Source organism: Bacillus cereus group sp. Bc031, from assembly GCF_027716265.1.
Classification (GTDB): domain Bacteria; phylum Bacillota; class Bacilli; order Bacillales; family Bacillaceae_G; genus Bacillus_A; species Bacillus_A paranthracis.
The window spans coordinates 45,802-69,587 of the sequence record NZ_JAQFUL010000021.1; the positions used below are offsets into that span (position 1 = coordinate 45,802).

Below are 23,786 nucleotides of genomic sequence, written 5' to 3' on the forward strand. Positions count from 1 at the left end.
TTATCCTACTAAAAGCGATACTTGATCCGACATTTACTATGATGAGGGCAATGTATAGTATAAATCTACAGTTTCATTATAGGATATTACAAATGATAGTGTTTTCATGTTATTTCAAAAAAACATTTGTATAAATAGTAGAAAAAGATTCGGGGCCCCGAATCTTTTTCTACTTATATTTAATGATTAAACAAGAACCTTCATAACATTACGTACAGATTCTACAGAGCGATCTAACGCTTCTTTTTCATCTGCAAGAAGTTCTAATTCAATAATTTTTTCAATTCCGTTACCACCTAGAATTACTGGTACCCCTAAGTAAAGGTCACTATAACCGTATTCACCTTCAAGGTACGCAATAGCCGGTAATACACGGCGTTGATCTTTTAAGATTGCTTCTGTCATTTCAACTAAAGAAGCAGCTGGTGCGTAATATGCACTACCGTTTCCTAATAAGCCTACAATCTCGCCGCCACCTTTACGGGTACGTTCTACGATTGCTTCTAAACGCTCTTTCGGAATTAACGTTTCTAACGGAATGCCACCTGCATAAGAATAACGTACAAGAGGTACCATATCGTCACCGTGTCCACCAAGAACAAATCCTGTAATGTCTTTCACAGAAAGATTTAATTCTTGTGCGATGAATGTACGGAAACGAGCTGTATCTAATACGCCCGATTGACCGATAACACGCTCTTTCGGGAATCCAGCTTCTTTAAATACAGAATATGTCATTGCATCAACTGGATTTGTTAACACAACAATAATTGCATTTGGTGAATGTTTTGCAATGTCGCGCGTAATACTTTTCATAATTTTGGAGTTTGTTGCTACTAAATCATCACGGCTCATACCAGGCTTACGCGCAATACCTGCTGTAATCACAACAACGTCAGAATCAGCAGTATCTGCGTAATCAGATGTTCCAATAATGTTAGCATCAAAACCTTGTACTGGGCTCGCTTCTAACATATCTAACGCTTTCCCTTTTGTTGGATTTTCCAGCTGTGGAATGTCCACTAATACAACATCTGCAAGTTCTTTTTGTGCTAATAAGAATGCTGTTGTTGCTCCTGTAAATCCTGCACCGATGACTGAAACTTTCTTGCGTTTGATTGTCATAATTTACCCCCCGCTTTAATTATGCGTTTTTGATTATCGCTACATCCATGTTTTTAATAAGTTCATTAGCGAACTCAGAACATTTCACTTCTGTTGCACCTTCCATTAAGCGTGCGAAATCATAAGTTACTACTTTTGAAGCAATTGTTTTCTCAACTGAAGCAGTTACTAATTTCGCAGCTTCGTTCCATCCTAAGTGCTCTAATAATAATACACCAGAAAGAAGAACTGAAGATGGGTTTACTTTATCTAAACCTGCATATTTTGGAGCTGTACCGTGCGTAGCTTCAAAGATAGCATGTCCAGTTACATAGTTAATGTTTGCACCAGGTGCAATACCAATTCCACCTACTTGTGCAGCAAGTGCATCAGAGATGTAGTCTCCGTTTAAGTTCATTGTTGCAACAACATCGAACTCACGTGGACGAGTTAAAATTTGTTGTAAGAAGATGTCTGCAATAGAATCTTTTACGATGATTTTTCCAGCCACTTCAGCGTCTGCCATCGCTTTATTCGCTGCATCTTTGCCATCTTTCTCAACGATACGATCATATTCAGCCCAAGTAAATACTTTGTCGCCGAATTCTTGTTCCGCTACTTCGTAACCCCAGTTTTTGAAAGCACCTTCTGTAAATTTCATAATGTTTCCTTTATGAACTAATGTAACAGAAGAGCGTTTTTCGTTAATTGCATATTGAATTGCAGCACGAACAAGACGCTTTGTCCCTTCTTCTGAGATTGGTTTAATACCAATACCAGATGTTTCTGGGAAGCGGATTTTATTAACACCCATTGCTTCTTTTAAGAAAGCAAGAACTTTTTCTGCTTCTGGAGATCCTTGCGCATATTCAATTCCAGCATAAATGTCTTCTGTATTTTCACGGAAAATAACCATATCAGTATCTTCCGGACGTTTTACAGGTGAAGGAACACCTTCAAAATAACGAACTGGACGTAGACATACATATAAATCTAATTCTTGACGAAGTGCTACGTTTAGAGAACGAATACCACCGCCAACTGGAGTTGTAAGTGGACCTTTAATCGCGATTAAATATTCACGAATTAAATTTAAAGTTTCTTCTGGTAACCACTCGCCTGTTTGGTTGAATGCTTTTTCCCCTGCAAGCACTTCTTTCCAAACGATTTTCTTCTCACCATCATAAGCTTTTTCAACTGCTGCTTCTAGTACACGAGATGCAGCTGCCCAAATATCAGGACCAATTCCATCTCCTTCGATAAATGGAATAATCGGATTGTTTGGTACATTCATAACACCATTAGTTACAGTAATTTTTTCACCTGTCGTCAATGTGATAACCCCCATGTTTGAAATTTCATATGTATGAAACTGAGGGAATAACCCCTCAGTTCAAACCGTTAGTCAAATTAAAATATTCTAATCATTACATCTTTCCGAAAAAATCAGACTTTTGAAAGCGTATTTTCACTATCAAAATAGTGTTATTCGCTTATCGTTGTGCAATTGGAACATACACTTGATGTGTTGGTCCATTATAATCAGCACGCGGACGGATTAAACGGTTATTTTCATATTGTTCTAGAATATGAGCTAACCAGCCTGACATACGGCTAATTGCAAAAATAGGTGTAAATAAGTCATGGTCAATTCCTAAACAATGGTATACAGAAGCTGAATAGAAATCAACATTTGGTGGAAGACCTTTTTCTTTTGTTACAATGTCTTCAATTTTGATAGACATATTATACCATTTCTCTTCTCCTAAAAGCACGCATAATCTCTTAGACATTTCGCGTAAATGTTTTGCACGCGGATCACCCTGCTCATATACACGGTGGCCAAAGCCCATGATTTTCACTTTATTTTGAAGAGCATTATGAATATATGATTCTACATTTTCTTCTTCGCCAATTTCAGTTAACATCTTCATTACATTTTCATTTGCCCCACCGTGAAGAGGACCTTTTAACGCACCGATTGCTGCTGTAATGCCAGAATATACATCTGAAAGTGTAGCTACACAAACGCGTGCAGTAAATGTAGAAGCGTTTAACTCATGATCTGCGTGAAGTACAAGCGCCTTATCAAAAGCTTCAATTTCAACTTCATTTGGCTCGCGATCATTTAACATGTACAAGAAGTTTGCAGCTAATGATAAATCATTTCTAGGCTCAACAACATCTAAACCTTTACGGATTCTTGCGTAAGCAGCAACTAAAGTACCCACTTGAGCCTGTAATTTAACCGCTTTCAAATAATTGGACTTTTCATCCATAATTTCAGCGCTCTCATCGTATAATGATAGCATGGAAATTGCAGTTCGTAAAACAGACATCGGATGTGCGATTTTTAAATCTACTTGTTTCAAATATGCTAAAATCTCACCTGGAACTTTATAGTATTCCGATACAATCTCATTAAATTTCGCTAGTTCTTGCTCGTTAGGAAGCTTGCGATGCCATAATAAGTACACTACTTCTTCAAATGTAGCATTCTCAGCTAAATCATCAATATTATACCCAACATAAGTTAATGTATCATCAATAATAGAGCTCACAGATGATGTTGTTGCTACTACCCCTTCTAAACCTCGAATAACAGTCATGACATTCTCTCCTTTTCCTGAAAATTCTCCCAACCTTGCTTCTTATATCTATTTGCTCCCCTTTTGAATTATGAACGCCCGTTCACTCTTTAGGCAAGCAAAATGCACGATCATGCAAATTTGTTGCGATGTTCCCCTCTTATTGTCCATTGTCTACATGGAAAGCATGAGCGTGAATGTCTCCCCGAATCCTCACGCTCAAAACAACAAGTTAGTGAGGAAAATGAATTCCGAAGAGTTTTATGATAAAAACAACATAAAACAATATCATTATAAAATTGTTTTATGTTGTTTTTATTTTATCTGGTGTAAAGTCTCTGCTGTTATGTAACTTTTCAAAGTTTCTAATCCTATTATAAACAATTATCTGACTTTTGTGAACAGAAAGAATTCAAAAATTTTATATTACTATAAAATTCCTTATTTAAACATCTGTATAATACTCATTACTGCATAGGCAATTCCAGCCCCAATTAATGGACCTACAGCGACCCCATTAAATAAAGCAACTGCTATAATTGTCCCGAAAACGAGCGCAGTTGTAATATGAGGATCTGTCGTTAATAATTGTACGCCACCTTTTGCTAACAAAGCAACTGCTACCCCTGAAGCTAAAGCAATCCATGCATAATACGATTTCGCTGCTTCTCCAAGTTGCTTAAATCCTATTTCCCCCGTCGCAATCGGTACGAGTACTGCTATTGTAATAACCGTAACACCGAGGTTAATCCCTTTCGTTTGTAGATAAGGAAAGACTTTATCCCCTAGAAATGTAAATTTTAATAGAAATAACACACCAATAGCTACAGTAAGCGATTGGTTTTTCGCAATAAGTCCTATAATAAGTAGTATGAATAAAAATAACGTTGACTGACTAATCATGTTTGCACTTCCTTTCTGAAAATAATGAACTCATTTCCAAACAAAAATACCTTTAAACCTATCGTTATACATGCTATATCGATGCCTATTCAACATGAATCACTTCATTTTTTTACGCATTTTAAAATGACAAACTGAGACTTTCACCATCCAAATGTAAGCATGTATACATTTTAAAAAACGGGCGTCTCTCCTTTCTTTTCTAATTAGAAACAGGTAAAATAAAAAGAAGAGAAAATGAAGTTTTTACCATATAGTAGAAGCATCAACACCAAGCTTTCACAGTCACTCACATACTGAAAAAGCAGGAAAATCCATCATTCCACTATAACATAAAGTGAAACTTTAATCAGTGGGGCACACTCGTTATAAGTTGAACGAATTAGGATAATCCAAATTGGAATGGGAGGTATACATCTTTGAATCGAAACTTACTATATATGATATTGCGACTCGTATTTGTCATTATAGCGACGGTAGCCGGGTTCTATGCATTACTATATATGTCAGGACTTATCTATCCTTTTATTATCGCTTTCGCATTTGCTTATTTAATTAATCCTGTCGTCAATTTCCTGAATCAAAAACTACAATTTCCTCGCGCACTCGCAGTACTCGTTAGCTTAATTCTCGTATTTGGAGCTATCGTCGGACTCGTTACATATCTTGTAACAGAAGCAATATCTGCCACAACATACTTACTACAACTTGTTACAGTAAAATTTCCGGATATCGTTGCATTCGCTCAGCAGTTTGCACTTAATCATATTATGCCTCTCTACGATGATTTAATCTCTAAATTTAATCATCTTGGGGAACCGCAGCGCTATACGATTACACAAAACATTCAAAACTTAGGAACCGAAGCAACGACGCAAATGAAAGAACTTTTAACCGCTATTATAAGCGGGTTAACAAATTTCATTAGTGCACTACCAACTACTTTAACTGTACTTGTATTCGTTTTATTAGCCACTTTCTTCATTAGTTACGATTGGCATCGTCTTGCTCAGAAAGTAAGAAAGTTTTTGCCCAACCGTGTTCATGGCTATGGAAAAACTATTTTTGTGGATTTAAGAAAAGCTTTATTCGGTTTTGTTAAAGCACAACTTACACTCGTATCTATGACAACTGTTATTGTACTAATCGGACTTTTAATATTACGCGTACCATACGCCATTACTATCGCGATTATTACAGGGGTTGTAGATTTACTCCCGTATTTAGGAACAGGAGCTGTCTTCGTTCCTTGGGTTATATACGTATTTTTCACTGGAGACACTGCTTTCGCCATCGGTCTTCTCATTTTATACATCGTCGTGATTGTCCAAAGACAAATTATGGAGCCAAAGGTACTTTCATCTAATATCGGTCTTGATCCATTAGCAACACTGATTGCTCTCTTTGTCGGCTTTAAGCTCTTTGGCTTCTTAGGATTAATCATCGGTCCAGTCACCTTAGTACTACTTAATACATTGCACAAAGCTCGTGTATTCCATGATTTGTGGAAATATATTAAAGGCTCACCTTCAAAATAATAGTTTCTAATTCATACACAACCAAAAACTTACATGTAATCAGTGGGAAATTCCCACTGATTATTCCTTGTACTTATTTTTCATACTCATTACATAAAACAAGAGAATTGCACTCAAAAAAGATAATTCTCTTGTTTTTTTGCATAAAAAACGCATATTTCGTGGTGTTTTTACATATTTATTCTATTAATTTTATAATTATTACTTACATTTATTACTTTTTATGTAAATGAATAAATATACAAAATAGCACATAATAAGACTTAAACTGACCATTTCCCTGCTCTTATTTAACTTTTTTCGTTCCAATTCATTCTTTTACATACAAAAACAATCTTAAGTTCAGATTCCCACTTTAAACACACTGATTAAGAGCTAATAACTCCTCAAATCGAAAAAATACACAACAAATACAATAAAGTAAAACTTTAATCTACAAGGATCCTATCCCCATCGATTATTAACCGTCACATTCGCCGCATATTAAAACACATCTTTCGTTAACTGAACTTTAACCACCCTCTCATCCTGTTGCAGATAAAAAAATAGTACTTAGATCGCTATGATCTAAGTACTATTTCTGCACAATAATAGTAGAGTTCTTTCTAAACTTCCATTCCATCCACTTCATAACAAACGGTTTCAACAAAGCCCTCGTCACAGGAATAACAAAGATAAAACCCATTATATCCGTTACATATCCAGGAAGCACTAAAAGAATACCCCCTACAAAGATAAAAATACCATCTAAAACCGCTGCTCCTGGCATTTCTCCTCTATTCAACTTAGATTGAATCTCTCCAAGTACTTTAAACCCTTGTCTTTTCGCCAAATACACACCTACAACGCCTGTAAATACGATCATAGCGAACGTAGACCACAAACCTATTACATGACTCGATCCAATTAAGACTGTAATCTCAATAGCCGGTATTAATATAAACAAGAATAGTAACCACTTCATAGTTCTACACTCCTTTCATATCCTATCACTTTAAACACCCTCACAACGTCCATATACACCATATAAAAGCTAAACGCACTTTCCCATCAAACTTCATAACAAACAGCTTTTAAAAGCAATTTCAGACGTTTAAAGCTAGTTTCACCTCATTTTTGTGTAAAAAAAAAGAGAAGGACTCCGATCCTTCTCTCCGTATTACTTATAGCACTTCCGCATGTCCATTATAAACAATTCCGCGTGCTGCATCAACTGTTACTTCTTGGCCATTTTTTAAAGTTGCTGTTACGCCGTTTACACCAACGATAACAGGAATACCGATTGATACACCTACAACAGCCGCATGGCTTGTTAGGCCGCCTTCTTCTACAACTAGAGCAGCAGCTTTTTCAATTGCAGGAATCATATCTTTATCAGTGCTTGTTGTAACAAGGATATCACCTTCGTTTACGTTTGCTACAGCTTCAGCAGCTGTTTTCGCTACAACTACTTTACCTTTTGCAGCTTTACGACCGATTCCTTGTCCTTTAGCAACTTCTTCACCAACAACGTGGATTTTCATTAAGTTTGTTGTACCAGTTTCAGCAACTGGAACACCAGCAGTGATTACTACAGTGTCTCCAAGTCCGATTAGACCTGCATCCATACCTGTTTGAATCGCTGTATCTAACATTTCGTCAGTAGAAGCTGCACGCTTCTCAGCCATAAATGCTTGTACACCCCAAACAAGTGCAAGACGACGTCCTACTTGCTCGTCAGATGTTACAGCTACGATTGGAGATTTTGGACGGTATTTAGAGATCATTTTCGCAGTATATCCACTTTCTGTTGGAGCTACGATTGCAGCTACATCAAGAGCAAGTGCTGTATGCGCAACAGATTGGCTAATTGCATCTGTAATTGTTGGAGTGAACTCTTTAATACGTTTTTTGAACATATCTTCATATTGTAATGATTTTTCAACACGTACTGCAATGTTAGCCATCATTGTTACTGCTTCTACTGGGTATTGTCCAGCAGCTGTTTCACCTGAAAGCATGATTGCGTCTGTACCATCGAAGATTGCGTTAGCTACGTCACTTGCTTCCGCACGAGTTGGACGTGGGTTACGTTGCATAGAATCTAACATTTGTGTTGCAGTAATAACTGGTTTACCTAACACGTTACATTTTTTGATTAGACGTTTTTGTACTAATGGTACTTCTTCTGGTGGAATTTCTACACCCATATCACCACGAGCTACCATTAAACCGTCAGAAACCTCTAAGATTGAATCGATGTTGTCGATACCCTCTTGGTTTTCGATTTTTGGTACGATTTGGATGTATTGAGCGTTATGCTCTTCTAGTAATTCACGGATTTCTAATACGTCAGCTGCTTTACGTACGAATGAAGCTGCGATGAAATCAACTTTTTGCTCGATACCGAAGATGATATCTTTTACGTCTTTTTCAGTGATACCAGGAAGCTTAATGCTTACGTTTGGTACGTTAACACCTTTTTTATTTTTTACAGTTCCGCTGTTAAGAACTTTTGTACGGATGTTTCCGTCAGCTTTTTCGATTACTTCTAGCTCGATAAGACCGTCATCGATTAGAATACGAGAACCTGGGTTTACATCGTCATAAAGACCAGCATAAGATACAGAGAACTTCTCTGCAGTACCTAATACTTGCTCAGTAGAAATAACTACTTCTGCACCTGTCACAAGCTCAGCTTGTCCGTCTACGAAGTCGTGAGTACGGATTTCTGGACCTTTTGTATCAAGTAAGATACCAACTGTTTTACCAGTTTTCTTTGAAGCTTCACGAATGTTTTTAATACGAGCGCCGTGTTCTTCATGGCTACCATGAGAGAAGTTTAAACGAGCAACGTTCATACCTGCTTCGATTAATTGCTCTAATTTTTCAATACTTTCACTAGCAGGACCTATAGTACATACAATTTTAGTTTTACGCATATTGCACCTCCGAAAATTATGAAACCGTTCCCAAATATCCGACATTACGCCGATTAGATGGATAATTCTTTAGATAATTGACACATATCTTTATCGATTGTATGTTTTTGAGCTAACGCTTCGATAATGTCATGATCAACAAGTTTATTATTTTGAATACCTACACAACGTCCACCTTTACCAGCAATTAACAATTCAACTGCTCTTGCACCAAGACGACTTGCTAATACACGGTCTTGTGCACTTGGTGATCCACCACGTTGTACGTGACCTAATACAGTTACACGAGTATCAAAGTTTGTTGCTTCTTCAATGTGCTTACCGAAGTCAATTGCACTTCCAACACCTTCAGCTACAACGATAATACTGTGTTTTTTACCACGTTCACTACCGCGTTTCAGACGAGCGATAACCTCATCCATGTCATACTCTTCTTCTGGAATTAAGATTGTCTCCGCACCATCAGCTAAACCAGCCCATAATGCGATATCACCAGCGTGACGTCCCATTACTTCGATAACATATGTACGTTCATGAGATGTAGCTGTGTCACGAATTTTATCAATTGCATCAATAACAGTATTTAAAGCTGTATCGAAACCAATTGTAAAGTCTGTTCCAGGGATATCATTGTCGATTGTACCTGGTACACCAACACATGGGAATCCTTGTTCAGTTAATTTTTTAGCGCCTTGGTAAGAACCATCTCCACCAATAACAACAAGTCCTTCGATACCGTGTTTCTTTAATTGCTCGATACCTTTTAGTCGTACTTCTGGGTCTTTAAACTCAGGACATCTTGCTGTATATAATTTCGTACCACCGCGGTGGATAATATCGCCAACAGAACCTAGTTCTAATTTTTCAATGTGACCAGAAATTAATCCAGCGTATCCATGGTAAATACCATATACTTCAATATCATGGAAAATCGCTTTACGAACAACTGCACGAATGGCAGCATTCATACCAGGTGAATCTCCACCACTTGTTAATACACCAATACGTTTCATTTGTACTCACCTCATAAAGATTATTTGCCTTATAATAAAATAACACGAAAAAATATAAAAATACAATGGAGAAGATGTGTCTTTTCATAATAAAAACGTGCATTCGCGAAGTGGAACGCACGCTTTTCTTATTTTATCCAAATGGAAGCGTTTGAAAACGAAACTTGCCCAATTTTCATATATTTTTCATAACGTTTTTCGATTAATTCATCTTTCGAAATTCCGTTTAATTGTTCAAAAGTTTTTCTAAGCATTAAATCTATATTTTCTGACTGTTTCAAAACATTACGGTGTGCTCCACCTTTTGCCTCTGGAATAATTTCGTCAATTACACCTAATTCTTTCAAATCTGCTGCTGTAATTCTCATCGCCTCTGCAGCTTCCTTTGCTTTTCCTGCATCTTTCCAAAGAATTGCCGCTGCACCCTCTGGCGTAATAACAGAATAAGTGGAATTTTCTAGCATATGAATGTAATCTCCTACTCCAAGACCTAGTGCACCACCACTACCACCTTCGCCGATAACGATACAAATAACAGGCACCGTTAAGCCTGCCATTTCAAATAAATTGCGGGCGATCGCTTCACTTTGACCACGTTCTTCAGCAGCTTTACCAGGATAAGCTCCTTTCGTATCAATAAAACAAATAATTGGACGATTGAACTTTTCCGCCTGCTTCATTAAACGCAATGCTTTTCGATATCCTTCTGGGTGAGGCATCCCAAAATTACGGCGAATATTTTCTTTCGTATCTTTTCCGCGTTGATGCCCGATTACAGTTACAGGCATCCCTTTATACTTCGCAATGCCGCCGACAATCGCTGCATCATCGCCAAATAGACGATCTCCATGACATTCAAAAAAATCAGTAAATAAGTGCTCAATATAATCGAGCGTTGTCGGTCGTTCTGCATGACGAGCAATTTGAACACGGTCCCATACTTTCATATTGCCGTATATATCTTCCTCTAAATTTTCTAGCTTGTCTTCCAAAATACGAATCTCCTCACTGAAGTCCATCTGGCTGTTTTTCGTATAGTCTTTCAGTTCACGAATCTTATTTCTTAGCTCAACAACTGGTTTCTCAAATTCTAGCTCTGCCATACAGCCATTTCCCCTCCTTGATGAACTTCTAAAATCTTACGAAGCGATTCTCTCATATCATCACGATGTACCACCGCATCTAATTGACCATGTTCTAGTAAGAATTCTGCCGTTTGGAAATCTTCCGGTAGTTTCTCACGCACCGTTTGTTCAATTACACGTCTACCAGCAAATCCGATCAGCGCCCCTGGTTCTGCAAGATTATAATCACCAAGTGAAGCGAAACTCGCTGAAACCCCGCCCGTCGTTGGGTGAGTCATAACAGAAATAAATAATCCTCCTGCATTACTATGCTTTTTCAAAGCTACGCTTGTTTTTGCCATTTGCATTAAACTTAATATCCCTTCTTGCATACGGGCACCACCCGAAGCAGTAAAGATAATAAATGGAACTTGTAAGTCGTATGCCTTTTCAACCGCACGGGCAATTTTTTCTCCTACAACAGAGCCCATGCTCCCCATTCGAAAACGAGAATCCATTACTGCAACAACAACAAGCATGTCATCAATTGTTCCTTCACCAGTTACAACCGCTTCGTTCAAGTCAGTCTTCTTACGATCGCTCTCTAGTTTCTCTTCATAATCTGGAAACTCGAGTGGATTTAATGAAACCATTTCTTTGTCATACTCACGGAATGACCCTTCGTCCAATATACTATCAAGACGTTCCCATGCATTCATAGGATGATGATATCCACAATTCACACATACTTTTAAATTTTTTAGAAGCTCTTTCGTATACATGATTTTTTTACATTTCGGACATTTTGTCATAACGCCGTCTGGTACATCTTTTCGTACTTGTTCTGAAGGTATTGCAGCGTACTTTTTCTTTTTCACGAATAAATCTCTTAGCACAATTTGACCCCCTTCGTTGAGAGCTAAGGTTAGCGTAAGAAGAAAATTGGGCTAACACCAAAGTTTGATGTTAGCCTTATCTTCTCAATCTGTCTAATAACCTCACTCTTTACGTTTAACTTTAACCGCTACGCGATAGAATGTTTGTCATAACGTGTCATGGTCATTTCGACAAATTTTATACATTACGAGTGAAACTGTATATTCTCTACTAATTCATCGTAAATTTTTAGTGCATCATTTTCTTGTTTTTCTTCCAAAATAGCGTAAAGCTTTCTATACATATCGATAGAATCTCCTGAAACTTTACAAGAAAGCGTTGATACGTAATCATTTACGATCATCCAAATGCGATATAGTAAATAATTATCGACTTGTTCAATAAGTGTTTTAAAGAACGTTTGGTGAAGCATTGGAACTGAGTTTTCATTTCCTTCAAGCACTTGATGTAATTTACTTAGCACTTTAGAAAACATTTCTTTCGGTAAATTACATACAATTCGAATCATATCTTTCTCAAGCAATCGTTTTGTTTGTAATAAATCACGAATTGTTTTCTCATCTTGCAGCAAGAACGGAGCAATCAATTGTACAAGACCGTTATCGTAAAAGTTTCGAATAAACGTCCCTTCACCACGTCTCGTTTCAATTAATCCTACAAGTTCTAAAGCACGCAACGCTTCTCTTACAGAGGAACGTCCTACGTTTAAACGTGAACTTAACTCACGCTCAGACGGCAAACGATCCCCTGCTACCAATCCATCCTCTTCCATAATGGAACGGATTTTTTTTACAATTTCGAGATATACTTTTGTATTTGATGATGTCAATGGAAATTCCTCACTTATTCTTTACCAATCAGCGCTAATTGTTTTGTTTTCTCAGCAACTTCATTTGGATCTACTTGACGGCGAGCTACTCCTGTCTCCATTGCAGCTTTTGCAACGTAAGCTGCTACTTGAGGCGCTACACGCGCGTCAAACGGTGCTGGAATGATATAGTCTGCATTTAACTCATCTTCTGCTACAAGCTCAGCAATAGCTTGTACAGCTGCCATCTTCATTTCTTCGTTAATTTGTGTCGCATGTACGTCAAGTGCACCGCGGAAAATACCAGGGAACGCTAGTACATTATTTACTTGGTTTGCGAAGTCAGAACGACCCGTTCCAACAACAGCTGCGCCCGCTGCTTTTGCCAATTCTGGCATAATTTCTGGAACTGGATTCGCCATTGCAAAAATAATTGCATCGTCATTCATTGTACGAACCATCTCTTCTGTTAATGCACCTTCTGCAGATACACCAATGAATACGTCCGCACCTTGTACAACATCAGCTAAAGAACCTTCGATACGATTCTTATTTGTATATTTTGCCACTTCATCCTTCACCGGATTCATACCTGTAGGACGACCATCATAGATTGCCCCTTTACGGTCACACATAATAATGTCGCGTACGCCATAGCGATATAAAAGTTTAATAATTGCAATACCTGCTGCACCTGCGCCATTTGCGACAACTTTAATGTCAGACATTTTCTTTCCAACTAGTTTTAGCGCGTTCACAAGACCCGCTACTGTTACGATAGCTGTTCCGTGTTGATCATCATGGAAGATAGGAATATTTGTTTCTTTTTTCAAACGTTCTTCAATAATGAAGCAGTTTGGTGCTGCGATATCCTCTAAGTTAACGCCGCCAAAAGTTGGCTCCATTAATTTTACAGTTTCAACAATTTTATCTACATCGTTTGTATTTAAGGCAATTGGGAATGCATCTACACCAGCAAAGCTCTTGAATAATACAGCTTTACCTTCCATTACTGGAAGAGATGCTTCAGGTCCGATGTTACCAAGACCAAGTACAGCCGTTCCATCTGTCACAACTGCTACCATATTTCCCTTCATTGTATATTCATATACCTTACTTTTATCGTCATAAATTTCTTTACAAGGTTCTGCAACCCCTGGAGAATATGCAAGACTTAAATCTTTTGCATTTTCTACTTTTACTTTTGATACAGTTTCTAATTTTCCTTGATGCACTTTATGCATGTGAAGTGCTTCTTCACGAAGTGTTGACAAACTATCCACTCTCCTCAAATTATTCTTGCTGATATCAATTTCTCCAAGTGGTCTGACCACGAACACTACTACTATAATAATCGAAGTGTAGGGAAATTGTCCATTATATTTTCACAACCACATTTTCTTCCCCGACAATTTCACGAAGTGCTCCTAAACATTCTTCACTTGGATGAATCGATAAACTTCGTGATAATTGTACCATTTTATGTTCCTTTTCATAATAAATTAGTACTTTCGCAAAACCCGAATAGTCAAACAATATTTTAGTAACCTGATTTAAAAGCTTTTTCTCATATTGAGATGGCAATTTCACGTAAACAGATGCATCTTTCTTTTCTTCATACACATCCATTTCTTCTAACGGATATAGTCCATTTACAATCCATTGCAGCTTATGATTTCTAAGCTCAATCATGCCGTCAACTAAAACAATTGCTCCTTCTTGTAACTTATCTGAGAAATGTATATACGTTTCGGGGAAAAGAACTGCTTCCATTTCATCATTTTGATCACAAAATGTAATAAATGCCATCTTTTGCAACTTTTTCGTACGAATCACTCTCACGCTTGTTATGTACACGATAGCTCTTTGTACTTTTTTCTTATGTCGCATCGCCTGAGCGAGAGTTGGAATTTCTAATTCTTTCGCTAACTTCACATACTGCGCTGTCGGATAGCTTGATAAATAAAAACCTAGTACTTCCTTCTCTTTATTTAACTGTTCAATAAAAGAGAGCTCTTCTCCTTGTACGTATTTTGATTTCGGAACAGCATCTCCTAAATCACGTGCAAGATTGGCATACTCTAACGCTCCTTTAAGACTTTTCCATAAATTCGTTCTCGAAACACCGAAATCGTCAAAACACCCAGACCAGACGAACGCCTCTAAATTTCGCTCTGTTACAAACTTTGATGGCATGCGCAGACAAAATTCAAATAAATCTTCAAACATTTTTTTCTCTCGTTCTTCGATTAATGCTGTCACTGTAGCCATTCCGATGTTTCGAATGGAAAGTAAGCTGTAACGTATTGCATTTCCTTCTATTTGGAAATTGTAACCACTTTTCTGAAGAGACGGCGGCAAAACATGAAAACCTTTTCGCTTCGTTTCGCGTATATACTGCACAATCTTATCTTCATTTCCAATTGCACTCGATAATAGTGCCGTCATAAATTCCAGCGTATAATTCGCTTTTAAGTAAGCAAGCTGATATCCAATCATACTGTAGGCTACAGCGTGACTTCGGTTAAATCCGTAATTTGCAAATCTTACAATTAAATCATAAATTTTCTCTGCAGATGTCTCGTCATAACCATTTTGTAAACACCCTTGCACAAAATGCTTACGTTCCTGATCTAAAATATCACGATTTTTTTTACTCACTGCACGGCGTAATAAATCGGCTTCTCCGAGCGAGAAACCCGCCAACTTCGACGCGATTTGCATAATTTGTTCTTGGTATACAATTACACCGTATGTTCTTTCTAAAATCGGCTTTAAGTCCGGATGTAAATATTCAATTTGTCTTTTTCCGTGTTTTGATTCAATAAAGGTTGGAATTTGTTCCATCGGTCCTGGTCTATATAACGAGTTAACAGCAACAATATCTTCAAATTCATTCGGCTTTAACCCGCGAAGTACATTTCGCATACCACCTGATTCAAGCTGGAATACACCTGTTGTATCCCCTCTACCTAACAATTGGAATGTCTTTTCATCTTGAAGTGGTAAATTTCTTATATCAATTTCTTTTCCTGTTTTTTGCACGATAAACTTTATAATATTTTCAAGTAACGTTAAATTACGTAATCCTAAAAAGTCCATCTTGAGCAACCCAAGTTCTTCTAATGCATCAGCTGGGTATTGCGTAACATACACATCGTTATGCCCTTCTTGAATTGCAACACTTCCGGTTAATGGCTCTTGGCTCATAATAACGCCAGCTGCATGAATAGACGTATGACGCGGTAAGCCTTCTACACGTTTTGCAATTTCAAATACACGTTCATGCAAAAGGTTTCCTTGTATAAACTCACGGAGTGATTGCGATTCCTCATATGCATCTTTTAACGTTATACCAAGCTTTGATGGGATAAGTTTTGAGAATATGTCGATATCTCGCGGCGGAAGACCCATTACACGCGCAATATCTCTAATTGCCGCTTTCGCTGCCAGCGTCCCAAACGTTACAATTTGCGCAACACGAAGCTGACCATATTTATCCTTCACATATCGAATCATCTCATCACGTCTTATATCCGGAAAATCAATATCAATATCTGGAAGTGTCACACGCTCTGGGTTTAAAAACCTTTCAAATAATAGATCGTATTCAATTGGATCAATATCTGTAATTTCTAATACGTAAGAAACGAGTGAGCCAGCCGCTGATCCACGACCTGGTCCTGTTAAAATATGATTTTCATGCGCGTACTTCATAAAATCCCAGACAATGAGGAAATAATCACTAAATCCCATGCTAGAAATCACGTTTAATTCATGATTCAAACGCTTTATATGTACTTCTTTCGGCGTACCATAACGTTTTTGTAATCCTTCTTCACAAACGCGGCGCAAATACATATCATTCGTCTCGTTAGATGGAACAGGGAATTTCGGTAATTGATTTACATGAAACGGTATTTCTACTCTACAACGTTCTGCAATTTCTACTGTGTTATAAATCGCTTCTTCTACGTGAGAAAATAGGGCTTCCATTTCATCTGATGATTTTAAATAATATTGATCTGTTTTCAGCCTCGGCCTATCAGGATCCGTCATTTTCGTTCCACTTTCAACAGATAATAAACATTCATGAACAAGTGCGTCACTTTGATTGATGTAGCGTACATCGTTCGTCGCTACAACCGGAATATTTATCCTATTCATAAATGCAGGTAATTTTTCTTGCAGAAGCAGTTCATCTTGAATCGCATGATGCTGTAAACTCATATAAAAACTGCCGAACATATTTTGATACATACGAGCTACTTCTTCAGCTTGACTCTCTTTGTCTTCTAATAATAATTGTTCGATTTCCCCATCTTTACCTGGTGAAATAGCAATTAATCCTTTCGCATAATGTGCAAGCCATTTCTTAGGAATACCTTCTTTTGACTTCGTCATAATGCTACTAGAAATCTTTAATAAATTTTGATAACCTATTTCATTTTCAGCAAGTAAGACAAGCGGATAAGACTTTTCTTCTTCTTCACTAAAAATAGAAGCTGTTAAGCCGATAATAGGATGTATACCATGTTTCTTACATGCTTTATAAAACGGAATAACGCCATACATAACATTTTCATCCGTAATAGCTAGTGATGAATAACCGAGCTCTTTCGCCCTAACTACAAGTTCATCAATTTTACAAGCACTTTTTAATAAACTAAAAACGGTTTGACATTGTAAATGCACAAACTTCACTGTTGTACCCTCTCTTTACCTATTTGACTACTTTTATTATAGGTGAAGAGGAAAGAGGAAATCAAAACATACTTCTTATACTTTGTCCATATATATGAAGAAGAAAGGGGAATGACGATGGATGTAAGAGAACACACTTTTTTCTCTCTGCTTATTATTAGTTATTTTATTGCCTTTGGGGTTATACTTGGTGGTTCATTAATTGGTGGATTTGGTGCATTTCTTATCGGAAAACCAACCCTCACTTACATTAATCAATTCGCTCAAAATTTAAGAATTTGGGCACTCGTTGCAGCGATCGGCGGAACATTTGATACTTTTTATAGTTTTGAAAGAAGTTTCTTTGGCGGGGATATGAAAGATATCGTAAAACAAATTCTCCTTATTTTTTTCGCAACAGGTGGTATGCAAACTGGTCTTATTATTATTAAATGGCTAACGCAGGAGCATGTATGAGAGTACCAAGTGCCAATACAGCAAAAAGATGGTATTTAGTTTTAGCTGGGGCTGCTGTTGGGGGTGTATTGAGCTGGTTTATTTTTTTGTACATATACGGTGTTTTTCAAGAAGAACAAGCTAGTAAAATAGCAGAACAAAGAGAAATTATAGAAAAACAAGAAGCAAAACTCCACGTCCTTCTCGAAGATCAAGAAAAATTAAATACTGAAAATAAACGGCTCTTAACCATTCAAGAGATTAAAATAAAACTTATAAATCGAGAAAAATACGATTTAGACAACCTTACAATTGAAAACATGACTACTTCTATCCATAATGACCTCCAGCATCTTTTAACGAAAAACATACAAAGTATCGCAAAAAATAAAGACCTACTCAAAAAGGTAATCGAAAACAAAACGTACAAACATTACGATCGGCTATACCGGTTTAAAGTCGATACAATATCCTTTGATACCGTGCTGGAAATTAGCATTACGATAGAGAAAGAAAAATAAAGAAGGAGGGCTTTAGCACCACTCCTTCTTTTCGTTCTAACATATAATTTCTTATTTACAAATCTCACGTAAATCAGCAAATAGACGATCCGCTTCCTCCCAAGAAGATGCTTTTGCACCAGAAGCCATCGGATGCCCTCCGCCGTTATATTGCATTGCTAATTTATTTATAACTGGTCCTTTTGAACGAAGGCGAACACGAATCACATCGTCTTCCTCTAAAAATAGAACCCATGCCTTTAATCCATCAATATTACCAAGTGCTCCAACAACGCCGGATGCCTCAGAAGGAAGTACATCAAATTCTTCTAATACTTCTTTCGTTAATTTAATGTAAGCTGCTCCTTCTTCTACCATCGTAAAGTTTTGTAAAATATAACCGTTTAAACGAGCGATTTTTTCTTTTGTCTTATACATTTCATTGTATAAATCTGTGAATTTCACACCCATGTCAACAAGCTCACTTACGTAACGAAGTGTTTTTGCTGTTGTATTCGGGAATAAGAAACGACCTGTATCCCCAACAATACCCGCTAAAATAAGACGAGCTGCTTCTTTTGTTATTTTTAATCCTTTATCTTTTCCATAATTATAAAACTCATAAATCATTTCACTTGTAGAACTTGCTGTCGTATCTACCCACGTAATGTCTCCGTATGGATCTTCATTTGGATGATGATCAATTTTGATTAACATCTTCCCTTTTGTATAGCGTTGATCGTCAACACGTTCTTGGTTTGCTGTATCACAAACGATAACGAGCGCATTTTCGTATACACTATCTTCAATATCATCCATTACTCGTAAATATGCTAATGACGGTTCATTGTACCCAACCGTATAAATATTTTTCTTTGGAAACGATTCTTGTAGAATTGTACTAAGACCGCCCTGTGAACCTAACGCATCTGGATCCGGACGCACATGACGATGAATAATAATTGTATCAAACTCTTTAATTGCTCCTAAAATTTGCTCATGCATATGTATAATCTCCTTTTTATTCAACTTCTTCACTTTAACGTGCAGTAAAAGCCCAATGAATGTGGGCTAATCATTAGCGCGGAAACATCCCCACACTAATGAAAATCTCACTTTATCCTCCATTATAACGGAAAGTATTTCATACATGCGAACAATTGCTTTATAATAAAAATTAGAAAGTTTAGATATTTCTTTTTTCTCTACTATCTTTTCATAAAGCGATGGGAGTGTGCATGATGCCAGTATTAGTCTTCTGTATTATCGTCTCATTTATGTTGTACCTCTTCTACAAAACAAAATACTTTCGTACAAACCGCCCAATGGAGAAAGGTTGGCTCTCAGGAAAATCCGCAATGGCACTCGGTTCATTCGTCTTATTCTTCGGGATAAACCAATTCTTTTTAGAACTTTCAACCGCTCGTATTATCGTTGGTATCTTATTCGTTCTATTTGGCAGTGCAAGTGCCTTTAATGGATTTCGCCAATACAAACATTTCTTACCATTAGCAGTTGAAGAAGCCGAAGTCTATGAAGCAACGTAAAAAAGCATCAACATTGTGATGCTTTTTTACGTCCTCTAACTTTCAAAATCATATATGCGACAAACGCAGATGGTATATTAAATGGGTTGCCTTGCACATGAAGATGTAATTGTTCTTCCCCAAAAGACATTTTTTCGTATAGTTCTCGCTGAGATAATCCTGTTTTTTTCTTTTTTTCATGTAAACCTTGTAAGTATAAATATTGAATCGGTATCATTACAAGGAAGTAAAATAGTGCGATACTACCAAAAAAGAGTACTGTTGATGACATCATGCATACCACCTTTCAGAAATCCATTTTCTTACAATTGAATTATAACATAGTCTAGAATCCAAATGAATTAATATTCTGTTTTTTTATCAGACAATTGTCTTACTGTATAACTCCTCTTCCGCATACTGAATATATCGGCGAATGAAATAATCAGGATTCTTTTTAATAGGTTCAATATCAAGTCTTAATGGTATTTTCCCTGCCATATAAAAGATTCTTAAAGCAGTTCCAAGTCGAATGGCTGCTTCCGAAATATTTCCCCCATATCCCATCATGAAGTTCCCCCATGCCTCTTCTAACTGTCCAGAAGCAATTAAATGCAATCTAGGAACACCAATATCAAACTCTTTATACCCAAATCCACATTCATCAAAATCGAGTAAATACCAATCCTCTTTGTCTACAAGAATATTTCCAAAATGCATATCTCCGTGAACAAATTGTTTTTCTCCCAATTGAATTGAGTTTGTAAGTTCTTGTATTCTTTCTGCAATTCTCAAGCATTTATTTTTATCCTCATAAGATAAAAAAGAAGCATGTAATAAACATTGTAAAGGCTCATGAATCATCTTTTTCTCGCTATATATAGGTCTTTCATAACCCCTCCAAGTTTGCGGCACACTTTTAAGTACTCCATTTGCTTTTTCATGAAACATTCGCATGAGTGATCCAAGTTTTTCATAATCTTTATCCTTTGGTTCTATAATTTCACTTCCATTTATAAACCTAAAGACAACAAAATACTGGATACTTCCCTCATCTTTCATAACAGGTGTGATCCAGTCACCATCTTTATTTACAACTATTTCTGGTACTAACATTTGTTTTTGTATCGCTATTAACCAATGTATTTCAGCTTCTATTTGCTCGGCTGTATAACGTCCTTCTCTATACTGCCTAACTACAAATTTATTTTTGTCCGATTCGAACATATATGTTTGATTTTCTCCCCCATGCAACAATGAAACTTTCATAAGACTATTTAAATTATATTGCTTACATAACTGCTCTTTAATGTGAAAATCCATTCTTCTCCCCCCTAGTACATATAGTGCAGCATAGTTTCCCTTTAATAATTAGTAGTGTAAGCTTTTCTATCGACTAACAACCAATTCTCTAACCTGATATAGATTAGCTAAAGTCTCCAACATATACTGCTATTTTTGCACTTCACTACCCAAACTCTTACGCAGCTTAAATAACAGCTTCAAAATCCAATAAAACAAAATAAAGTTAAAGAAAAAGCCTAATGGATTAAAAGATATTTCCCATCCACCATAATAAACAAATGTTTCAGCTGGTACACCAAAGTATAGAAAATCGCCCTTATTTTCTCCAGCTGTAGAGATAAAGGAACAAACAATAGCGAAAATCAAACTTACTACATACAATTTCTTTTTCTTTATATCCATTCTTCGATGTTTTAACACATGAAAAGTTATTGCAAATACTACCCCTAAAAAGAGAATTATTACTCCCATTCGACACCTCCACAATTATTGTTCAAGCATCTTCAAATGATTGCACGCTTCTATTTATAAATATGAAACAGAACGTAATTTACCTTTTTCTTTTGCAATTCAAAACATAATAGATTCAGTTGATAACTAAATTTTAAAAAGCTCTACTATACCTTCTTAAAAAAAATGGAACAAACCAAAGCGGCTTGCTCCATCTTTTTATTTATCGATCAATTGCACCATAAGCAATGCTTTCCCAACAACATTACCTTCATGATGTACTTCTACATCAACCTTACCAAATTTACGTCCAATTTCTAATACTTTTGGATGAACCGATACAACATTGTCAATTTGAACTGGTTTTACGAAATAAATTGTTAAGTTCTCAACAATTAAATCGCTCTTCTTTTGCGCACGAATAACGCGATTCGTTGCTTCTGTCACAATCGTTGCGAATACACCGTAAGATAGCGTTCCGATTGAATTCGTCATTTGCGGTGTCACTGAAAATTGATATAGATGCTCATTTTTCGCTTCTTTCGGCGTCATAAATTGATTCGTTACAATATCATCGATTGTTTCACCGACTTGCGGTTGACGCTGAATCATTTGCAACGCCTGAAGTACATCTTGACGGCTAATAATACCTTGCAACTTATTTCCTTCATCAACAACTGGAAGTAACTCAATACCTTCCCACACCATCATACGCGCCGCAGCTGCGACAGACATTTTTCCATTTACCGTAATCGGATGCTTTGTCATCACTTTATCAATTGGTGTTTCTTTCGCTACACCGATCATATCTTTTGAAGTTACAATACCTAACACCTTTTTATTTTCATCAACAATCGGATATCTTCCGTGCATCGTCTCTTCGTTATACGCATGCCATTGCTGCACTGTATCATCTGGCTTTAAATATAACGTTTCTTCGATTGGCGTTAAAATATCTTCAACGAGTACAATTTCTTTCTTAATAAGCTGATCGTAAATCGCACGGTTAATTAACGTTGCAACTGTAAATGTATCGTAACTACTTGAAATAATCGGCAGTTTTAATTCATCTGCTAATTTCTTCACATGATCTTCCGTATCAAATCCGCCCGTAATTAACACCGCAGCTCCGGTTTCTAACGCTAATTGATGTGCGTTCGTACGATTACCGACAATAAGTAAGTTTCCAGCTTCTGTATAGCGCATCATCGCTTCTAATTTCATTGCTCCGATTACGAATTTATTTAACGTTTTATGTAGTCCTTCTCTGCCTCCAAGTACTTGACCATCGACAATGTTAACGACTTCTGCATATGTCAGCTTTTCAATATTTTCTTTCTTCTTTTGTTCAATTCGAATTGTTCCGACACGTTCAATCGTACTAACATACCCTTTATTTTCTGCATCTTTAATTGCACGATAAGCTGTACCTTCACTTACACTCAAATCTTTTGCAATTTGCCTTACAGAAATTTTATGCCCTACTGGCAGGCTATTAATATGTTCTAAAATTTGGTTATGCTTGGTAGCCAAATGGTTTCACCATACTTTCTTTTCCCTAAATTCTTCATGTGTTGTATTTTCAGTATACTATATTTTCAAAACTGTTACACTCTCTCTTTGTATATCTGTACTATTTTTTTTATAACAAAATACACCTTACATTACACCACTTCTTCTATTACAACAATGTAATGGTATTGTCATCTCGTTCGATAGTTTGTCCAGCCACTTCCATATACAATGAAGACAAGAAATGAAACAAAGGAGCGGATACATGATGAAAAAATTATTAGAAGTTGTAGGTGCTGTATTGTTAGCTTTCGTAGACGGGAAAAAAGTTGCAATGGAATTGAATGAAACACCTGAACAGCCACTTCCAAAAAGAAAAGAATCATCAAAACAAGTACAACCTTTACAAGCTGTCCTACACACGTAAAAAACCCTTCATTTTGAAGTGAACCCGAATAGTGGCACATGAAAAAAACACCTCCTGAATTCGCATACTAAGTATGCAAATTCAATGGAGG

The 23,786-nt window shown here is 36.8% G+C and carries 22 protein-coding genes; 5 read left to right on the forward strand and 17 right to left on the reverse strand.

Features of this window, described 5'->3' with window-relative positions:
• Nucleotides 1-186: 186 nt before the first annotated feature.
• The 4 genes from mdh to PDQ33_RS10905 all read right to left on the reverse strand — a co-directional run bounded on the left by mdh (nucleotide 187) and on the right by PDQ33_RS10905 (nucleotide 4,595).
• The gene (mdh, locus tag PDQ33_RS10890) at nucleotides 187-1,125 is read right to left on the reverse strand and encodes a malate dehydrogenase (protein WP_000153232.1); all 939 of its coding nucleotides are present in this window, start codon (nucleotides 1,123-1,125) and stop codon (nucleotides 187-189) included.
• Between the two features lie 19 nt (nucleotides 1,126-1,144).
• The gene (icd, locus tag PDQ33_RS10895) at nucleotides 1,145-2,437 is read right to left on the reverse strand and encodes an NADP-dependent isocitrate dehydrogenase (RefSeq protein WP_000206898.1); all 1,293 of its coding nucleotides are present in this window, start codon (nucleotides 2,435-2,437) and stop codon (nucleotides 1,145-1,147) included.
• Nucleotides 2,438-2,597: 160 nt separating this feature from the next.
• Entirely contained in the window at nucleotides 2,598-3,746 is a 1,149-nt protein-coding gene (gene citZ / locus PDQ33_RS10900; RefSeq protein ID WP_000503660.1) for a citrate synthase, read from the reverse strand.
• Nucleotides 3,747-4,133: 387 nt separating this feature from the next.
• Nucleotides 4,134-4,595: a DUF441 domain-containing protein gene (locus PDQ33_RS10905; protein WP_000625507.1), complete on the reverse strand. Its 462-nt coding sequence runs from the start codon at nucleotides 4,593-4,595 to the stop codon at nucleotides 4,134-4,136.
• Between the two features lie 419 nt (nucleotides 4,596-5,014).
• Between PDQ33_RS10905 and ytvI the strand changes: the two genes are divergently transcribed.
• Complete coding sequence (ytvI, locus tag PDQ33_RS10910; RefSeq protein ID WP_001081394.1) at nucleotides 5,015-6,133, forward strand: sporulation integral membrane protein YtvI; 1,119 nt, start codon at nucleotides 5,015-5,017, stop codon at nucleotides 6,131-6,133.
• Nucleotides 6,134-6,707: 574 nt separating this feature from the next.
• Here ytvI and PDQ33_RS10915 read toward each other — a convergent pair.
• The 8 genes from PDQ33_RS10915 to dnaE form a co-directional block, all read right to left on the reverse strand.
• A complete protein-coding gene (locus PDQ33_RS10915; RefSeq protein ID WP_000871627.1) occupies nucleotides 6,708-7,097 on the reverse strand; it encodes an FxsA family protein in 390 nt (129 codons plus the stop codon).
• A 199-nt stretch (nucleotides 7,098-7,296) separates the two neighbouring features.
• Complete coding sequence (pyk, locus tag PDQ33_RS10920) at nucleotides 7,297-9,054, reverse strand: pyruvate kinase (protein ID WP_001232661.1); 1,758 nt, start codon at nucleotides 9,052-9,054, stop codon at nucleotides 7,297-7,299.
• A 53-nt stretch (nucleotides 9,055-9,107) separates the two neighbouring features.
• Complete coding sequence (pfkA, locus tag PDQ33_RS10925; protein ID WP_000821160.1) at nucleotides 9,108-10,067, reverse strand: 6-phosphofructokinase; 960 nt, start codon at nucleotides 10,065-10,067, stop codon at nucleotides 9,108-9,110.
• A 128-nt stretch (nucleotides 10,068-10,195) separates the two neighbouring features.
• Nucleotides 10,196-11,170 carry an acetyl-CoA carboxylase carboxyl transferase subunit alpha gene (accA, locus tag PDQ33_RS10930; protein ID WP_000818794.1) on the reverse strand — a complete coding sequence of 325 codons (975 nt, stop codon included), beginning with the start codon at nucleotides 11,168-11,170 and terminating at the stop codon, nucleotides 10,196-10,198.
• Entirely contained in the window at nucleotides 11,158-12,027 is an 870-nt protein-coding gene (gene accD, locus PDQ33_RS10935) for an acetyl-CoA carboxylase, carboxyltransferase subunit beta (protein ID WP_000942861.1), read from the reverse strand. Before accD ends, accA begins: the two co-directional genes overlap by 13 nt.
• Before the next feature lie 185 nt (nucleotides 12,028-12,212).
• Complete coding sequence (locus PDQ33_RS10940) at nucleotides 12,213-12,857, reverse strand: FadR/GntR family transcriptional regulator (protein ID WP_000204431.1); 645 nt, start codon at nucleotides 12,855-12,857, stop codon at nucleotides 12,213-12,215.
• 14 nt (nucleotides 12,858-12,871) lie between these two features.
• Entirely contained in the window at nucleotides 12,872-14,080 is a 1,209-nt protein-coding gene (locus PDQ33_RS10945; RefSeq protein WP_001970845.1) for an NAD(P)-dependent malic enzyme, read from the reverse strand.
• Between the two features lie 133 nt (nucleotides 14,081-14,213).
• Nucleotides 14,214-17,540 carry a DNA polymerase III subunit alpha gene (gene dnaE / locus PDQ33_RS10950; protein ID WP_061132068.1) on the reverse strand — a complete coding sequence of 1,109 codons (3,327 nt, stop codon included), beginning with the start codon at nucleotides 17,538-17,540 and terminating at the stop codon, nucleotides 14,214-14,216.
• A 42-nt stretch (nucleotides 17,541-17,582) separates the two neighbouring features.
• Here dnaE and PDQ33_RS10955 point away from each other — a divergent pair, with 42 nt between their 5' ends.
• Together PDQ33_RS10955 and ytrI are read left to right on the forward strand one after the other, a co-directional pair.
• The gene (locus tag PDQ33_RS10955) at nucleotides 17,583-17,996 is read left to right on the forward strand and encodes a YtrH family sporulation protein (protein ID WP_001998397.1); all 414 of its coding nucleotides are present in this window, start codon (nucleotides 17,583-17,585) and stop codon (nucleotides 17,994-17,996) included.
• Nucleotides 17,993-18,496, forward strand: a complete 504-nt coding sequence (ytrI, locus tag PDQ33_RS10960; protein WP_001265735.1) for a sporulation membrane protein YtrI — start codon at nucleotides 17,993-17,995, stop codon at nucleotides 18,494-18,496. The genes PDQ33_RS10955 and ytrI overlap by 4 nt, the downstream gene beginning before the upstream one ends.
• Before the next feature lie 51 nt (nucleotides 18,497-18,547).
• Here the strand turns inward: ytrI and PDQ33_RS10965 are convergent, their stop codons facing one another.
• Nucleotides 18,548-19,480, reverse strand: coding sequence for a DHH family phosphoesterase (locus tag PDQ33_RS10965; protein WP_061132067.1), 933 nt, complete (start codon nucleotides 19,478-19,480; stop codon nucleotides 18,548-18,550).
• A gap of 236 nt (nucleotides 19,481-19,716) precedes the next feature.
• Here PDQ33_RS10965 and PDQ33_RS10970 point away from each other — a divergent pair, with 236 nt between their 5' ends.
• Nucleotides 19,717-20,022 carry a YtpI family protein gene (locus tag PDQ33_RS10970; RefSeq protein ID WP_044790633.1) on the forward strand — a complete coding sequence of 102 codons (306 nt, stop codon included), beginning with the start codon at nucleotides 19,717-19,719 and terminating at the stop codon, nucleotides 20,020-20,022.
• Between the two features lie 7 nt (nucleotides 20,023-20,029).
• Here the strand turns inward: PDQ33_RS10970 and PDQ33_RS10975 are convergent, their stop codons facing one another.
• From PDQ33_RS10975 to PDQ33_RS10990, 4 genes are all read right to left on the reverse strand, one after another.
• Nucleotides 20,030-20,293 carry a DUF3949 domain-containing protein gene (locus PDQ33_RS10975; RefSeq protein WP_000099739.1) on the reverse strand — a complete coding sequence of 88 codons (264 nt, stop codon included), beginning with the start codon at nucleotides 20,291-20,293 and terminating at the stop codon, nucleotides 20,030-20,032.
• A gap of 89 nt (nucleotides 20,294-20,382) precedes the next feature.
• Nucleotides 20,383-21,324: a phosphotransferase enzyme family protein gene (locus PDQ33_RS10980; RefSeq protein ID WP_270755613.1), complete on the reverse strand. Its 942-nt coding sequence runs from the start codon at nucleotides 21,322-21,324 to the stop codon at nucleotides 20,383-20,385.
• 129 nt (nucleotides 21,325-21,453) lie between these two features.
• Nucleotides 21,454-21,777: a hypothetical protein gene (locus PDQ33_RS10985; RefSeq protein ID WP_061132065.1), complete on the reverse strand. Its 324-nt coding sequence runs from the start codon at nucleotides 21,775-21,777 to the stop codon at nucleotides 21,454-21,456.
• Nucleotides 21,778-21,975: 198 nt separating this feature from the next.
• A complete protein-coding gene (locus PDQ33_RS10990; RefSeq protein WP_000201583.1) occupies nucleotides 21,976-23,289 on the reverse strand; it encodes a CBS domain-containing protein in 1,314 nt (437 codons plus the stop codon).
• A gap of 244 nt (nucleotides 23,290-23,533) precedes the next feature.
• Here PDQ33_RS10990 and PDQ33_RS10995 point away from each other — a divergent pair, with 244 nt between their 5' ends.
• Nucleotides 23,534-23,695 (forward strand): hypothetical protein, encoded by a 162-nt coding sequence (locus tag PDQ33_RS10995; protein WP_000976310.1) that lies wholly within the window; start codon nucleotides 23,534-23,536, stop codon nucleotides 23,693-23,695.
• Nucleotides 23,696-23,786 lie beyond the last annotated feature (91 nt).

What these genes read in the sequence shown, in the direction of transcription:
- mdh (WP_000153232.1), bottom strand. Translation starts at nt 1,125, where the DNA reads ATGACAATCAAACGCAAGAAAGTTTCAGTCATCGGTGCAGGATTTACA.
- PDQ33_RS10905 (WP_000625507.1), bottom strand. Translation starts at nt 4,595, where the DNA reads ATGATTAGTCAGTCAACGTTATTTTTATTCATACTACTTATTATAGGA.
- PDQ33_RS10915 (WP_000871627.1), bottom strand. Translation starts at nt 7,097, where the DNA reads ATGAAGTGGTTACTATTCTTGTTTATATTAATACCGGCTATTGAGATT.
- pyk (WP_001232661.1), bottom strand. Translation starts at nt 9,054, where the DNA reads ATGCGTAAAACTAAAATTGTATGTACTATAGGTCCTGCTAGTGAAAGT.
- pfkA (WP_000821160.1), bottom strand. Translation starts at nt 10,067, where the DNA reads ATGAAACGTATTGGTGTATTAACAAGTGGTGGAGATTCACCTGGTATG.
- accA (WP_000818794.1), bottom strand. Translation starts at nt 11,170, where the DNA reads ATGGCAGAGCTAGAATTTGAGAAACCAGTTGTTGAGCTAAGAAATAAG.
- PDQ33_RS10945 (WP_001970845.1), bottom strand. Translation starts at nt 14,080, where the DNA reads ATGCATAAAGTGCATCAAGGAAAATTAGAAACTGTATCAAAAGTAAAA.
- ytrI (WP_001265735.1), top strand. Translation starts at nt 17,993, where the DNA reads ATGAGAGTACCAAGTGCCAATACAGCAAAAAGATGGTATTTAGTTTTA.
- PDQ33_RS10965 (WP_061132067.1), bottom strand. Translation starts at nt 19,480, where the DNA reads ATGCATGAGCAAATTTTAGGAGCAATTAAAGAGTTTGATACAATTATT.
- PDQ33_RS10970 (WP_044790633.1), top strand. Translation starts at nt 19,717, where the DNA reads ATGCCAGTATTAGTCTTCTGTATTATCGTCTCATTTATGTTGTACCTC.
- PDQ33_RS10975 (WP_000099739.1), bottom strand. Translation starts at nt 20,293, where the DNA reads ATGTCATCAACAGTACTCTTTTTTGGTAGTATCGCACTATTTTACTTC.
- PDQ33_RS10980 (WP_270755613.1), bottom strand. Translation starts at nt 21,324, where the DNA reads ATGGATTTTCACATTAAAGAGCAGTTATGTAAGCAATATAATTTAAAT.
- PDQ33_RS10985 (WP_061132065.1), bottom strand. Translation starts at nt 21,777, where the DNA reads ATGGGAGTAATAATTCTCTTTTTAGGGGTAGTATTTGCAATAACTTTT.
- PDQ33_RS10995 (WP_000976310.1), top strand. Translation starts at nt 23,534, where the DNA reads ATGATGAAAAAATTATTAGAAGTTGTAGGTGCTGTATTGTTAGCTTTC.